This window comes from Winogradskyella sp. ECml5-4 (assembly GCF_036903175.1).
GTDB lineage: Bacteria > Bacteroidota > Bacteroidia > Flavobacteriales > Flavobacteriaceae > Winogradskyella > Winogradskyella damuponensis.
In genome coordinates this window covers 171603-186638 of sequence record NZ_JAYJLF010000003.1, presented here as the reverse complement: position 1 = coordinate 186638, position 15036 = coordinate 171603, and the positions used below count along the sequence as shown (strand labels likewise).

At 29.7% G+C, this 15036-nt stretch carries 14 protein-coding genes and 1 pseudogene; 13 read left to right on the top strand and 2 right to left on the bottom strand.

What is annotated here, in order from left to right; translation table 11 throughout:
- Window positions 1-11: 11 nt before the first annotated feature.
- The 4 genes from VDP25_RS04080 to VDP25_RS04065 all read left to right on the top strand — a co-directional run bounded on the left by VDP25_RS04080 (window position 12) and on the right by VDP25_RS04065 (window position 6123).
- Window positions 12-1823 carry a serine hydrolase gene (locus tag VDP25_RS04080; protein WP_334467189.1) on the top strand — a complete coding sequence of 604 codons (1812 nt, stop codon included), beginning with the start codon at window positions 12-14 and terminating at the stop codon, window positions 1821-1823.
- 188 nt (window positions 1824-2011) lie between these two features.
- Window positions 2012-2782 (top strand): hypothetical protein, encoded by a 771-nt coding sequence (locus VDP25_RS04075; protein WP_334467187.1) that lies wholly within the window; start codon window positions 2012-2014, stop codon window positions 2780-2782.
- A gap of 79 nt (window positions 2783-2861) precedes the next feature.
- Entirely contained in the window at window positions 2862-5225 is a 2364-nt protein-coding gene (locus tag VDP25_RS04070) for a DEAD/DEAH box helicase (RefSeq protein ID WP_334467185.1), read from the top strand.
- A gap of 157 nt (window positions 5226-5382) precedes the next feature.
- Window positions 5383-6123 (top strand): T9SS type A sorting domain-containing protein, encoded by a 741-nt coding sequence (locus tag VDP25_RS04065; RefSeq protein WP_334467183.1) that lies wholly within the window; start codon window positions 5383-5385, stop codon window positions 6121-6123.
- Between the two features lie 60 nt (window positions 6124-6183).
- Here VDP25_RS04065 and VDP25_RS04060 read toward each other — a convergent pair.
- A pseudogene (locus tag VDP25_RS04060) lies at window positions 6184-6361 on the bottom strand (IS110 family transposase); the annotation flags it as partial.
- A 374-nt stretch (window positions 6362-6735) separates the two neighbouring features.
- On the opposite strand from VDP25_RS04060, the gene VDP25_RS04055 reads away from it, so the two are divergent.
- The 8 genes from VDP25_RS04055 to VDP25_RS04020 all read left to right on the top strand — a co-directional run bounded on the left by VDP25_RS04055 (window position 6736) and on the right by VDP25_RS04020 (window position 13081).
- Window positions 6736-7287 carry a hypothetical protein gene (locus VDP25_RS04055; RefSeq protein ID WP_334467181.1) on the top strand — a complete coding sequence of 184 codons (552 nt, stop codon included), beginning with the start codon at window positions 6736-6738 and terminating at the stop codon, window positions 7285-7287.
- Window positions 7288-7426: 139 nt separating this feature from the next.
- The gene (locus tag VDP25_RS04050; protein ID WP_334467180.1) at window positions 7427-7963 is read left to right on the top strand and encodes a hypothetical protein; all 537 of its coding nucleotides are present in this window, start codon (window positions 7427-7429) and stop codon (window positions 7961-7963) included.
- Window positions 7964-8018: 55 nt separating this feature from the next.
- Window positions 8019-8429: a hypothetical protein gene (locus VDP25_RS04045; protein WP_334467178.1), complete on the top strand. Its 411-nt coding sequence runs from the start codon at window positions 8019-8021 to the stop codon at window positions 8427-8429.
- A gap of 231 nt (window positions 8430-8660) precedes the next feature.
- A complete protein-coding gene (locus VDP25_RS04040) occupies window positions 8661-9200 on the top strand; it encodes a hypothetical protein (protein ID WP_334467176.1) in 540 nt (179 codons plus the stop codon).
- A 193-nt stretch (window positions 9201-9393) separates the two neighbouring features.
- Entirely contained in the window at window positions 9394-10137 is a 744-nt protein-coding gene (locus VDP25_RS04035) for a DUF6090 family protein (protein WP_334467174.1), read from the top strand.
- Between the two features lie 38 nt (window positions 10138-10175).
- Window positions 10176-11078, top strand: coding sequence for an ATP-grasp domain-containing protein (locus tag VDP25_RS04030; protein WP_334467172.1), 903 nt, complete (start codon window positions 10176-10178; stop codon window positions 11076-11078).
- Between the two features lie 293 nt (window positions 11079-11371).
- The gene (locus VDP25_RS17780) at window positions 11372-11881 is read left to right on the top strand and encodes an SRPBCC domain-containing protein (RefSeq protein WP_418638501.1); all 510 of its coding nucleotides are present in this window, start codon (window positions 11372-11374) and stop codon (window positions 11879-11881) included.
- A 90-nt stretch (window positions 11882-11971) separates the two neighbouring features.
- Window positions 11972-13081, top strand: a complete 1110-nt coding sequence (locus tag VDP25_RS04020; RefSeq protein WP_334467170.1) for a serine hydrolase domain-containing protein — start codon at window positions 11972-11974, stop codon at window positions 13079-13081.
- A gap of 121 nt (window positions 13082-13202) precedes the next feature.
- On the opposite strand, the gene VDP25_RS04015 is transcribed toward VDP25_RS04020, so the two are convergent.
- A complete protein-coding gene (locus VDP25_RS04015) occupies window positions 13203-13622 on the bottom strand; it encodes a nucleoside-diphosphate kinase (protein WP_092444097.1) in 420 nt (139 codons plus the stop codon).
- Between the two features lie 389 nt (window positions 13623-14011).
- On the opposite strand from VDP25_RS04015, the gene VDP25_RS04010 reads away from it, so the two are divergent.
- The gene (locus tag VDP25_RS04010) at window positions 14012-15028 is read left to right on the top strand and encodes a DHH family phosphoesterase (protein WP_334467163.1); all 1017 of its coding nucleotides are present in this window, start codon (window positions 14012-14014) and stop codon (window positions 15026-15028) included.
- Window positions 15029-15036 lie beyond the last annotated feature (8 nt).

The following is a 15036-nucleotide window of genomic DNA, read 5'->3' as shown; positions in this document are numbered from 1 at the left end:
CCAACCAAAGCATGAAAAACCGCATATTTATTGTTGCGTTAACACTTGTTTCTACATTAGTGTTTTCACAAACCGACAAACGCCTTAAAGGCATAGAAAAACAATTTAACGCTGTTTTAGAAAGCACAAAAGCTCCAGGTTTTGCCGTAGCTATTGTAGAAGGAGATAAAATTATTTATGCCAAAGGTTTTGGTTATGCTGATTATGAAAATAAAATTCCCGCAGATGCCAACACACTTTTTGCCATTGGCTCTACCACAAAAGCATTTACATCTGCGCTTTTAGGATTGCATCGTGAGGACGACAAATTGACGTTTGACGATCGTCCGAGAAAACACATTCCTGAGTTAGAGTTTTACAATGATGAAATGAATAACACTATTATCATTAAAGATTTAATGCGTCATAGCACAGGTTTACCAAGACACGACGGTTCATGGTATTTTTTCCCAAGTCATAGTAAGGACAGTTTAGTAACCAAAATAAAATATCACGAACCTTTTACGGGAGTACGCGAACAGTGGTATTATAACAATTTTGGGTTTTTATTACAAGGGGTAATTACAGAAAGAATTACAGGAAAAACGTGGGAAGAAAATATTGAGAACGCATTTTTTAAGCCGTTAGGTATGGATCGTTCTAAAACCACCATTGCAGGTATAACATCTAGCACTAATGCAGCTTTAGGCTACGAGTTAGATAAAGATAGAAACATCTCTAAAATGGATTATTACGATATTGCTGCGATGTCGCCTGCAGGAAGTATTAATAGTAGCGTAAATGACATGAGCAAATGGTTAATGACCTGGATTAACAACGGAAAATATAAAGGCGAGCAAATTATTCCTGAGAATTACGTAAAAGAAGCTATGAGTTCTCAAATGGTTGTAGCAGCAGGATTCCCTTCTAAAGAACTACCAGATGCACAATTCGCAAATTACGGTTACGGCTGGTTCTTACATTCGTATAAAGGTCATTATATGGTAGAACATGGTGGTAATATTGATGGTTTTTCGGCTAGCGTTGCTTTGTATCCTTCAGACAGTTTAGGTATTGTTGTTTTAGCTAATCAAAATGGCTCTCAAGTCCCTAAACTTATTAGAAATATTGCCGCTGATTATATGTTAAAAGTCAATAAGACCGAATGGGCAAAAAAGCACAAGGAAGATTTGGAAAAATCTTTAGAAGCGATGAAAGAAGCTAAAGACGATATGGGAACTTCTAATGTAAAAAACACCAAACCCTCACATACCAAATTAGACTACACAGGGACTTATGAGCAAAAAGGCTATGGTAAATTTGAAATAAAATTAGAAAACGACTCGCTATTTTCTCAATTGAATGGAAAAAAATTATTTTTAAATCATTTTCATTACGATACGTTTGAATTTCTCGATGTTAAAAACGGAAAAGTAGACACCACAGATATTGGTAATTCGGTTAAAATAAACTTTAGTACCAATATTGCAGGAGATATAGATTATGGCCGTATAGATATTGAAGGCTTAGTAGATCCTATAGCATTTAAACGCTCACCAAACACTATAGATGTAGATGCAAAAACCTTAGAGCAGTATGTTGGTAATTTTGATTTAATGGGTACCGAAATAAAAGCCTATATTAAAGATAAAAATGTACTTTATGTTTTTATTAAAGGCCAGCCAGAATATGCCTTAATCCCAACAGCTACACACAAATTTAACTTTAAAACACTTGAAGGCTTTAAAGTTGAATTTATAGAAAGTGAAGATAAAAGCATTAATGAAGTAAAATTTATTCAGCCTAATGGTACGTTTGTCGCCAAACGAAAACTAAAAGAGTAATGCATACGTAACTTTACGTATATAAAACTTAAAGTTATTCCGTAATTTTATTAACGGATAAATTAACCTAAAATTTCTTTTATCCCGAAATTAACATGGGATGTCGGTGATAAAAATTACTATATAACTAGTTGGCTGCAATTAAACAAAACACCCAGATTCAGTAATCTATATTTAAAACAGAATGAATGTTTGGAAGATATAAAATAGAATTATCAGATAAAATAACATTACATTTTTTAAGTATTAATACATACTCAGAGAGGTTAAAAAGCTATATCGAGAGTAATATTCATCAAATATGGAATGGGGATAATGAAATTATTGAAAGTGCTGAAGACATTAATATTACAAAAACCGAATTAAAAAATCTTATAGAAAGAAAAACGGAAGCACAAAAAATTGGTATAGTGTCTGAATTTATTTGTCATTTATATTTACGCGCAAATAAGTATGAGCAACATTTTTTATTCAGGAATTTGGAGGAAAAAGGAATGAAAAAAGGATTTGATGGACTATATTTATTAGAGGAGGATTTTTTTATATATGAGAGTAAATCATCCTTAGAAACTACTACGACTGCTACTCACAACGAGAATATTGGAGAATCATATCATGATTTAAGAAAAAAAATAGAAGGAATAAATGCAACTAATGACCCTTGGCGAAATGCATATAATCATGCATCGCATAGAAGTATTAATTTCAATGATAACATTTCCAAAACTTTAAAAAGCCTTTCAAAAGAATATGTTCAAAAAAAATTTAGTAAAGTAGAAAATTACAACTTAATTCCTAGTTCGACTTTATATCTAGGTGCTCGATATACTAACATTGATAAAGACGATTTGAAAAATAAAATTGAAAATCTAATAAGTGGATACAAGTTTAAAAAGCTTAATGTTTTATGTATTAATAAAAACTCAGTTCAACACTTTATTGATTATTTAAATGAGTAAAATTACTAGCTACGAAAAGCGTCAATTACTAACTTTAAAGAACAATGAATTCTTTATTGGCTGTTTCAAAAAACTAATATTGAACACTGAATTAGATTTTGAAGAAGCTCAATATATTTTAAGTTCTGCAGTTATCTTCTTTAGGTACTATAATAATGATAAACGACTAAAAGGGTACTTTAATATTGCATACTACATAGTTTTGAAATACAGTCTATTGCATAATGATTATAAACCTTTATATGATATTTCATTGCAAATAGGGTTTTATCCAATTTCAAATTTTATAATAAAACATGAATTGTTAGAAGAAAATCACTTACATGAAGCAATTATAAACAATGAAGTCAAAAAGATTTATTCGAAGGAACACTATGTAGAAACTGTTGAACAATACAATAGGTCTCGTGAGATATTTGAAAATATTAAAACAACAGACACAGCATACATTGCACCTACTTCTTTCGGTAAAAGTTCAATAATTAGAGACGTTATTGCACGAAATGAATATAAGAAAATTGTTATTGTCGTTCCTACAAAATCTCTTATTGTTCAAACGTATAATGATGTAAGAAATTTAGAATTACCATACAAACTAATTCTTCATGATGAAATGTACAATAATGAAGATAGGTTCATTGGAATACTAACGCAAGAGAGAGCAACAAGGCTTATTAATAAGTTTGACTTAGCATTTGATATAATGTTCATTGATGAAGCACATAATTTATTAAACAATAACAGCAGAAACTTCTTACTTTCTAGGTTGGTAATGCTCAATTATAAAAAGAACAATAAACATAGATTATTATATTTATCTCCTCTTGTTTCAGATATTTCAAACCTTAAAATAAAAAACACAACAGAAGGTCAAATATTTGAGAGTACAATAAAACATAACTTAAAGACCTTTGATACTTTCTACCTTGACAAAAAGGGTAAATTATTTAGTTACAATAGATATACTGATGAACAATACCATCTAGCTAGCGAATTAAATTTTGCCGATTATATTATAACTAATTCTAAAAGTAAAAACTTCTTATATACTTACAGACCAAAAATTGTAGAGCAAATCGCAGAAAGAATTAACAGTAAGTTAGATAATGTAGCTGATAATCATAATTTGAAAAAAATATCAAATGTAATTTCCGAAGAAGTTTCTAAAGATATTAATATTGTTCAATATGTATTAAATGGGATTGTATATTTACATGGAAAACTTCCAAATATATTAAAAGAATACTTAGAATATAATTATAAAGAAATTCAAGATTTTAAATATGTAGTTGCCAATTCTGTAATTCTTGAAGGAATAAACTTTCCAATTGATAATCTTTATATTACGGCAACTTATGGTTTAAATGTCAAGGGGTTAAACAACCTAATTGGTAGAGTAAATCGACTTAACTATGTTTTCAATGATAAATTAGATAAACTAGTATCAGAGATTCACTTTGTTGACAGTGATGAGTATACTGACTCTAGGAGCAATATGATAAATAAAATAAGTCTATTACGTGAGCATACATTTAAAGACGAAAATAAGAATCCACTTCTTGAAGAATATAATATTGAAGAACTAAAAATACCTAAGAGAGATAAAGAAAAAAGAAACGAAAAGGACAGAAAATTAATTGATTCAACAGAGTTTCTGATAAATATTAATCCTGATAATTTATCCGATAGAATAAAGCAACATTTCATTGAGAATAATATTGATGACTTTTATAAAAATTATGAAGATATAATTCCTACGATCATCGAGAACACTTCAACGATTAGTAACAATAGTGATGTAATTAATACTATTTATGAAGTATTCATTAATAATTTAGAAAATGAGATAAAAGATTTTGAACTTGAGCGTTTAAAGAATGTAAAAGCCAGAGCTTACTACAAAAATTACATTGACATATTTCAACTTTTAAGTTTAAAAGAAAAAATAACCAATACATTGGCTTATTTTCAAGAAAAGGCAAATGATGTAACAGACTCCTATTTATTCATCGGGAGTTCTTTTGGTGACATTGCATTACAATCCGATAAATATAAAAATTTCGAATATCAGAACAAGGTCTATATTAATCTAAAGGGGAAATCGAGACAAAAACTTGCAAATATCTCTTTAGTTAAAATTAAATTAGAGGAAGATTTTGTCAGTTTTAAACTAAAGAAATTAATTACCTTTTTATTCGACTTTAACTTTATAAATGAAGAGACGTATTTATTAGCTGTTTACGGTAGCAGTGATAAGGATTTAATAAACTTGACCAGAATTGGTTTGAATCCAAGTATAAGTAAAGTCTTGAAGGAAAATGACCAATTAAAAAATCTTTATCTTGACAAAAATGGTAATTTGAGATGTAATGAAACTTTTAAGGTTTTTATGAAAACACAAGCTGAACTATTTAATTTCGAAGTAAATAAATATATACAATAAGAATAACTGCAGCCAACAACGTATAAAATTAATTGCTAGTTTTAGCCTACTTACGAAAGTCTTCGCGGACTTTCTATCCGTGATTTATTTGCTAACTTTAGTGCTTAAAACACGCAACTAATCTTATACAAACACGTTAGCAAAAATATAACCCAGAATGAAAATTAGAATATTAACATTATTAATTGGAATATCATTAAATAGCTTTGCTCAAGACCAAATATTATTTGATAATATATGGATATTACAGGATTTGGTCATAGATAGCGATAGTCATCTACCACCAAATAATGAAGAAATTACATACGTGACTTTAGATTTTGATTCCTATGTCTATGAATCAATCGAATATTTTAATTTATTTGGAACAACTTGTGAATCTATTGGTGGATTAATAGAATTCAATAATACTAGTAACAATTTTTCGTTCTCGGATGGTCCATACGAATCACTTGGAGGAGGTTGTTTGCAGTCAGAAAATTCTATCTATGAAGGCATTTATTTTGACTTCTTTTATGAGAATTATAATAATGGAAACACATTCGACTATTCCATTACTGCAAATGGTGATGAAAGTATGACCTTAATTATAACGTCATTTAATGGTAATCAAGCTATTTATGGTTCTGAGGTTTTGTCGATTGGAAATAATGAAAAAAAGGATATTTCTTTATTTTACAATGCACAGAATAGTTCGGTTGAAATAGATTCTAAAAAACCTTTTGAATATATCTCAATCCAAATTTTCAATTCTCTTGGCAAGCAAGTTTTATACCTGTATGAAAACAATGAAGACAAAATTAGTATTAATATACAAGATTTGACTGATGGAATATATTTCGTTTCATTACAAAATGAGATAGGTCAAATTATAAGAAAAAAAATAATAAAATACTGATATGAAATTTTAGTTAAAATACTTTTGCTAACAAAGAACTGAGTAAAAAAACAAGTAACTTTAAGCTAATTTTGAAACATAGTTTTCATCATAAGGCAATCCGGGCCTGTTTTAGCAACTTATTCGCTACCGCTATTAATGCTAATTTTGCACGCTTTCCTTTAGCTACAATTCTATCATATAAGGCTTTGCAGCCTCGGTTATATTTATAGGCTGAAAAGGCTGCTAAAAACACAAGAATACCATAAATTTTTCTATCTTTAGTCATAACAACTTGAAATTTGGAAAGAACAACATTACTCATATTTCAACAACTTGAAAACGAGATCTAGGTCTCACAGAACTGAACGAAGTTTAAGTAGTAAAAGAGAGAGGATTATCAATGTTGCCGAAGTCTAATGCTTCACCGTGTATAGTAACCTTAATGCTCTCTTTTGTTCTTTCTGATTATTAATTAAATTTAATGAATTACAAACTTAAGCCGTGTATAATTAATTGCTAGGTTCTAGCCTACTTACGAAAATCCTCTCGGATTTTCTATTCAGTTTTTATTTACTAAATTAGGTGCTTAAACACGCCACTAATCATACACAAAACCGTTAGCCACAAGCAATGAAACCGAACTACACATATAAAAAATCATCGGAATTTATTGAAAATATTGATTTTGAATACTTTGAAACTTATTCTCTTCAGCGAGGAGAAAAGTTTGAGGGAAAAATAAAATCTTTAGAATCTGAATTTGCTAATATAAAATCCAAAAATGGCGGAAATAAAACGCAGAAAAATCGCTTGTCTGAATTAAATGAATTATTGAATTTCACTCAAGTAATTATCAATGAAAAAGGACAATTTCATTTTTCAGCAGAAAAGATAAACCGAATTGAAAAAACAGATTCTAAATCAAAACGTTTGATTGAGATTCTGAAAACAGAAATAAAAGATATTCCGAATTGGATGTGTGCACCAATTTATCGAGATGCAATTTTATTTTATGACAAAAATGAAAATCTTGTTCAACAATTGAATATTTGTTTAAGCTGTGAATATATGGAAACTGAATTGTTTAATCACATCAATGCTGATTTCAAAACTTATGAATTAATGCGTGAATTCTTAATTGAAATCGGACATAAAATAGAAACGGAAAAAGCCAGTGGCTAACACCGTATATAATTTATTGCTGGCTTCTTGCCTACTTGCGAAAGTCCTCGCAGACTTTCTATCTGTGATTTATTTGCTAATTTTAGTGCTTAAACACGCAACGAAATCATACAAAAAACCGTTGTAGTACATTTTGAAAATGAAGAATACCTTAACAATATTTCTGATTTCAATTTTAGGATTCAGTTGTTCAAAAAACGATTTTGAAAAGACCAATCTGTACTTGGAATTTGACAAAGAAACCTATCTGCTAAATGACAACTTTGAATTGACTATTCGTATTGTACCAATCGAAGCGGAAAAAACTATCAGAATTTATAAAAATCTGAATAACATTGAGATTTCATTTTTATCAAAAGGCGAACAACTTGGATTTCATCAGGAATTAAAAAAAACTTTCATTGAAGGACCAAGTTTAACTGGAGACGATAGTGAATATATTGATGAATTTACTATAACAAAGGAAAGGCCATTTGAAAAAAAGCTTTTGGGAACAATTTACGAATCGGAAAACGAAATAATTTTCGAAATATCTGACTTGAAAATAAAGGATAAAATAGACAAAAGCTATCTGATTGAAAATCCGAATATTTTAGTCAAAGGAAATTGCAGAACAGTCTATGGAATTGAAGGCAAATCCTTTGAAACCAAAGAATTGAAAATAATAGTTGAATAAAAAAACGTACTACAACAACGTGTAAGCGCAATAACGGCTGGCAAACATATAAGAAATGACGAAAATCAGATATACAAAAGAGAGATTAAGAAGTAATTCAAGAATGGGAATATTCTTTGTAGCAATCGGAATTATTCTCGTTTTGATATCTTTTATTACTTCAGAATGGAAAGAAATTTCACTCGCATCTATCGGAATTGGACAAATAGGAGCTGGAATTTTTATGTTTATAATTTATTACTTTGAAAACAAAAAACAATATCTGACTCTAAAAAACGGAGAATTAATAAAAAACAGTCTATTTCCAAAAAAAATAAAACTAGCCGAAATAAAATCTATAAAGGAATTTGCTGGAGATTTAAAACTGATTACACAAAACACGGAATTTATAATTGACACTCAAATTGTTGAACCAAATTCTCTTGAGGAATTGAAAAATGAATTGAAAAATTATAATCTGAAATAAAAAACGCACTACAACAATATGTATTAAGTAATAGCGGTTTAAGTGATAAAACGAAAGTATAAACATAAAATAAAGATTCGTGCAAAACTGAAAAGTTATTGAGTATAAATTCGCTACTACTCATACACGAGACCGTTAGCAGCAATTACTTACTCAATTCCTGAAAATATGAAATTTGAAAAGCTATCTACAAAAAACGTGAAAAACGAATGAAAACTAAAAGTATTTTTTTTGTGTTTATTAGTTTCTCTTTTTTTATTCTCTTGTAACAATGAAGAAGAAATTAATCTTGGAAACAATTTCTATTACATTCCATTTCAAGAAATAGTTTTCGATGTAACAACTTTTAGCGGAAATGGAATTTATCGACTTGAGAATAATGAAAAAATTCCTGTTATCCTATCTGATATTGATAACTATGAATATAATTCTGATTTCATTGTTGTAAAACAGAACTTCGACATCAAACAGACTTCTCGCTTAATTGAAAATATGATGTTTTTGCCTAAAACATACTTCACGTATGACAAAAAATATCTTGACCTAAATGAGAACTATTTAGCGAAATTAGACGAATCGGAAAATAATAGTATTTATTCTAAAAAATTCACAAGCGAACTTATAGAAAATACTTCATCAATTCAAAAAATGAAAGCGAATAAGGAAAATTATTATATCATCGAGAAAAAAGAATTGAAAATTAATGGACCATTAAGCAAAAGTGAATTTAAAGAAATGAAAAAGAACCTTGATATAAATTTAAAGGTTTGAATAAAAAACAACTGCTAACACCATATATAATTTATTGACAGTTCTAGCCTACTTACAAAAACCCTCGCAAAATATTCTATTCGGTTTTTATTTGCTAAATTAGTTGCTTAACCACGCCACACTCAAGCGCAGCGAACAGATGAAGAAAACCATACACAACACGTTGAGCTTCATTACGACTAACCAATAACCAATGATAAAATTCTTCAGAAAAATTCGCCAAAACTTACTCAGGGAAAACAAAACTGGAAAGTATTTTAAATATGCAATCGGAGAAATAATACTTGTAGTAATTGGGATTTTAATTGCGCTTCAAATAAATAATTGGAATGAAAATAGAAACGAAAAGAAATCTTTAAAAATTCTTACAGAAAATCTACACAATGAGTTTACAACCAATTTAAAAGAGTTAGAAACAGATTTAATTCGCATCAAAAGAAAAATTTCAGCAGGTAACGAATTACTAACTTATTTTGGAAAGGAAAAAATTGATTTTCCCGAATTTAATATTGATAGTCTTTTATTTGAAGCTATTGAGATACCAACCTGGAACCCAAGTACATTTACTTTAAATGAAATTAAAAATTCAGGAAAATTATCTGACATTAAAGACGTAAAACTAAAGGGGTTGTTATATAAGTGGGAAAGGCTTTATGAAGACATACTAGAATGGCAACATGCACTAGAAATATCAAATGAAGGTCCATTAAATATTATTAAGACAAAAGGCTCAATAGTGAACGTTGACTTTTATAAAGACACTACTCGAAATTCTAAATTTGATATTAATAATTTAGATTTATTACAAGAAGTTCAGTTTGAAAATGAAATAGAAAACAATATCTTCAATGCGCGTTCATTAGAAAAAAAATATAGAGAAGCAAAGATTTTATTAACTGAAATTACTGATCTCTCAATAAGTGAAACTATGAAATAACGAAAGCACAAAACCGTTCTACGCAATTTGCCAAGCCAATGAAAATCATATTTAACGACAGCGTAATTGATAATAAAATAGTCGAACCTGACTATGAATCTGAATTTAATTCTGCGAAAGAAAACGGATTTGAAACTGAAGTATTCAGCTTTGAAGAAATAGAAGATGGAAATATAAAAAATGCTCTGAAATACATTAAAACTTGTGAAAAAATAGAATTAGGTATTTATCGTGGTTGGATGATGACACCAAAAATTTACGAACAGTTTTACAATGGACTTTTAAAAAAGAATATTCAGTTGATTAACAATCCAAAGGAATACAAACATTGTCATTACTTACCAGAATCTTATGACAAAATAATTGACGAAACGCCAAAATCGAATTGGACTAAAGACATTTCCGAAAACAGTATTTTAGAATTATCAAATGAATTTAGAAATAAGCCAATAATTGTAAAAGATTATGTAAAATCGGAAAAACATAATTGGAATGACGCTTGTTTTATACCAAACGCATCTAAAAAAAACATAGTTCAAGAAATAGTCAACCGATTTATTGAATTACGAGGAGAATATTTGAACGAGGGAATTGTATTCAGAGAGTATATAGAATTAGAATTTCTAACTGAACACTCAAAAAGCAAAATGCCATTAACTAAAGAGTTTAGAATTGTTTTCTTAAATAAAAAAGTGGTTCAAATTTTCAATTATTGGGACGAGGGCAATTATGATTCTGAAAAACCAAATATTGATTTTTTCCAAAAAATTGCTTCGAGAATAGAAAGTAATTTCTTTACAATGGACGTTGCAAAAAAGAAAAATGGAGGTTGGATAATAATGGAATTGGGAGATGGACAAGTTGCTGGACTTCCAGACAATGCAAATAGAAATAATTATTATTACGAATTGAAAAAAAACTGCGTAGAACACCGTGTATAATTCATTACTAGTAATCGCCTACTTACAAAAATCCTTGCAGGTTTTTGCTACGCACAGTTCGCTACGCTCGTGTCTATTTGGTTTGTATTTACTAAATTAGGAGCTTAAATACCTTAGCAAATATTAAAATAGCATAGGTATATAACCCCAATAATTACACCTTAGTAAATACAGTTTTCATTGGAAATGAGCCTACAATTCTAGCCATTTCTGATGATGGACAATTTATGTCTAGCAGATTTAGTGGTTCATCAACTATCAGAAGGTTTGAAGTTTAAAACAATAATTAAAAAATTATTAAAAAAATAGTAGAGAATATAGAAGTTAGAAAACTGACTCATAATCACTGGCAAACATATACAGATATTGTAATTAATGCGCCAGTTGAAACCGTATGGAAAGTTTTAACCGATTGGAATAATATTTCAAAATGGAGCAGCACCCTTGTAGGTATTAATGGGAACATTCATCACAAAGGAAAAGTCATTATTTCCTATTTAGTAGATGGAAAAACATTTGACACTCCACATGTTTTTATTTATGAAGAAATGGTGGAATTTGGTTGGTCTGACTCGATGGAAGGTAGTTTTAAAGGATTGACTGACAATCATAGATTCAGAGTAGAGAAAATATCTAATGACCAAACACGTTTTATACAATCTGATGATTTTAATGGATTAGGAAACAAAGACATGTCTGCCAAAAAAGTCGCAAATTTAACGGTCAAATTCTTCCCTACATTTAATCGAGAATTAAAAGATCAAGTTGAAAATAAAAAAACAGCTACAACACCTTATAATTAAGTTTCCTAAACACGCTACAACCAAACCTAGCAAACAGGTAAAACAAACCATATAAATTCTATCTTTACAATAGGTACAAAAAACAGTAAAATGAAATCATATTTAACCGCATTAATCGGACTGGTATTATCGAGTTGCTCAAATGGACAATCAACAATAGCTAAAAATGGAATGGAAATGTCTACTGACGAAATTACTAAAGAGCAATCTGAACTCATTTATAAAAACACTAAATCATTTCCAAAGAACACACAACTTTCTATTGCGCTGATAAAAAATGGCAAAATTGATTTTATTGGAGTCGAAAATAGAAATGACACAATTCAATTAATTGAAAACTACAAGGATGTTTTTGAAATAGGCTCTATAACTAAAGTGTTTACGGCAACTCTACTTTCAAATTTTGTTACAGACCAAAAATTAAAGTTAGAAGATAATATTCAAGATTACTTAGACTTTAAAATTAATACCGATAAAACAATAACCTTTAAGGCACTTGCTAATCATACGTCTGGACTTCCAAGATTACCTTCCAACCTACACCTTTTGTTAGTAGACCAAGACAATCCTTATAAAGATTACGATAAAGAGAAACTAACGGATTATTTAACCAGCAAAATTAAATTAAATCAAGATCCAGGAATTAAGTACGAATATTCTAATCTTGGCGCAGGAATTTTAGGGTTTGAGTTAGCAATAATTTCTAATACTTCTTATGAAAACTTACTGCAAGAGAAACTATTTGAAAAATATAAAATGACAAACTCTACAAGTAAAAAGGAAAACATAACATCTAACTTGGTTAAAGGCTTAAAGCCTAACGGAAAAACAACCGCAAATTGGGATTTTGATGCTTTAGCTGGTGGTGGAGCCATTTTTTCAACCGTAGAAGATTTATCTAAATTTGCTTTAGCTCAATTTAATGATAACAATAACGAATTAACTCTTACACAAAAGCCAACATTTAAAGTCAATAAAAATATGAGCATTGGACTAGGCTGGCATATTCTAAAAAGGAAAAATGGTCGTGAACTCATTTGGCATAATGGCGGAACTGGTGGGTATAGCTCTTCAATGGCTTTAGATATAGAAAATAGAAATGGAATAATCATTTTATCTAATGTTTCAGCATATAACAAAGAGATGGGAAATATTGACCAATTATGCTTTGGACTAATAAAAACATTGGATGACAAATAACAACACACCTACCACCATCAATAATACTCTATAAACGCGACTATTCTATACAGGTTAAATTAAACAAAAAAAGACCATCTTTAAAAGACGGTCTTTTTCAATATTATAATCATGTTTTAATTTAAAACATATCTCTTCCTGCAAAATGAAAAGCACTTTCAATAGCTGCATTCTCATCACTATCACTTCCGTGAACAGCATTTTCTCCAATAGAAGCTGCATATAATTTACGGATAGTTCCTTCAGCTGCATCAGCAGGATTAGTAGCACCAATTAAAGTTCTAAAATCTTCAACTGCATTATCTTTTTCTAAAACAGCAGCAACGATTGGTCCTCGAGTCATATATTCTACTAACTCTCCAAAAAATGGACGTTCGTTGTGTATTGCGTAAAATTCTTCAGCATCTGCTGTAGTCATTTGTGTTAATTTCATTGCTACGATTCTAAATCCTGAAGCTGAAATTTTCTCTAATATTGCGCCAATGTGTCCTTTTTCAACAGCATCAGGCTTTAACATTGTAAATGTTCTGTTAGTTGCCATGTATTTTTTTTTAATGAAGTGCAAAAGTAATGTATTTCTTTAATTAATCAAGTGCTGTTATTATTAAATATATGTTACCATATAACTAAATGTCCGTTTGCTTTTTTTCTAAAAATCAGCCCCAATACAAGTAACTTTCAAGGCGTACATATTATAAAGACATACCAATACAACGTCTAATACTAAAAAGCATTTTCAAAATTAAAAATCATTAAAAAAACCCACTCGTTATAACAAATCATCAAAAATGAAGAGCCTCTACCCTCTATTTTAATAAAACTATACTTTCTAAAATTTCGTATCTAGAGCCATTAAAAAACATAATCAAGTTATTAATTTCATATTAAAAGTACACATCAAAATATCTAAAAAATGTATCTTCGCAACTTATGAATAACACACAGATTACCAAAATAAAAGCGCTTTTAAGCACACCTAAAAACATCGTTATTGTTCCTCATAGAAATCCAGATGGTGATGCTATGGGTTCTACTTTGGCATTGTATCATTATTTAAAACTTCATAATCATGATGCCACAGTTATTGCACCTAACGATTATCCCGATTTTTTAAAGTGGTTACCTGGAGATGATACCGTTTTAAAATTTGAATCACAACAAGCAGAAAGCAACCTTCTTATTGATAAGGCTGACATCATTTTTACCTTAGATTTTAATGCTTTTCATAGAGCTGGTCATCAAATGGCTGACGTTTTAGAAAAATCCTCAGCAATTAAAATAATGATAGATCACCACCAGCAACCAGATGATTATGCTACATTTATGTATTCTGATGTAAACATGTCTTCAACTTGTGAAATGGTCTATAATTTCATTGAAATGCTTAGTGATACTGACAAAATAAACGCTACTATTGCAACATGTTTGTATGTTGGGATCATGACAGACACAGGCTCTTTCCGCTTTCCTGCAACCACAAGTAAAACACATGCTGTTATTGGACATTTAATAGATAAAGGTGCCGATAATTCTCAAATACATAATAATATATACGACACTAATAGCTATAGTCGTTTACAATTATTAGGAAGAGCAATGCAAAACCTAAAAGTCATTCCAGAATTACGAACAGCTTACATCACCTTATCTCAGGCCGAGTTAGACGAATTTAACTTTAAAAAGGGAGATACTGAAGGCTTTGTAAATTATGCATTATCCTTAAAAGGAATTATATTTGCGGCCATTTTTATTGAAAACAAACAAGACAATATCATAAAGATATCCTTACGTAGTAAAGGTGATTTTTCAGTAAATGAATTTTCGAGAGCATATTTTAATGGAGGCGGTCATACAAATGCAGCAGGAGGACGCAGTGAAGACGATATGCAAACCACCATAAATAAATTTATTAGTATATTACCACAATATAAACAAGATTTGTCCTAAGCCCATAA

Coding starts and splice junctions, on each gene's coding strand:
- VDP25_RS04080 (WP_334467189.1), top strand. CDS start 12: ATGAAAAACCGCATATTTATTGTTGCGTTAACACTTGTTTCTACATTA.
- VDP25_RS04075 (WP_334467187.1), top strand. CDS start 2,012: ATGTTTGGAAGATATAAAATAGAATTATCAGATAAAATAACATTACAT.
- VDP25_RS04065 (WP_334467183.1), top strand. CDS start 5,383: ATGAAAATTAGAATATTAACATTATTAATTGGAATATCATTAAATAGC.
- VDP25_RS04055 (WP_334467181.1), top strand. CDS start 6,736: ATGAAACCGAACTACACATATAAAAAATCATCGGAATTTATTGAAAAT.
- VDP25_RS04050 (WP_334467180.1), top strand. CDS start 7,427: ATGAAGAATACCTTAACAATATTTCTGATTTCAATTTTAGGATTCAGT.
- VDP25_RS04045 (WP_334467178.1), top strand. CDS start 8,019: ATGACGAAAATCAGATATACAAAAGAGAGATTAAGAAGTAATTCAAGA.
- VDP25_RS04035 (WP_334467174.1), top strand. CDS start 9,394: ATGATAAAATTCTTCAGAAAAATTCGCCAAAACTTACTCAGGGAAAAC.
- VDP25_RS04030 (WP_334467172.1), top strand. CDS start 10,176: ATGAAAATCATATTTAACGACAGCGTAATTGATAATAAAATAGTCGAA.
- VDP25_RS04020 (WP_334467170.1), top strand. CDS start 11,972: ATGAAATCATATTTAACCGCATTAATCGGACTGGTATTATCGAGTTGC.
- VDP25_RS04015 (WP_092444097.1), bottom strand. CDS start 13,622: ATGGCAACTAACAGAACATTTACAATGTTAAAGCCTGATGCTGTTGAA.
- VDP25_RS04010 (WP_334467163.1), top strand. CDS start 14,012: ATGAATAACACACAGATTACCAAAATAAAAGCGCTTTTAAGCACACCT.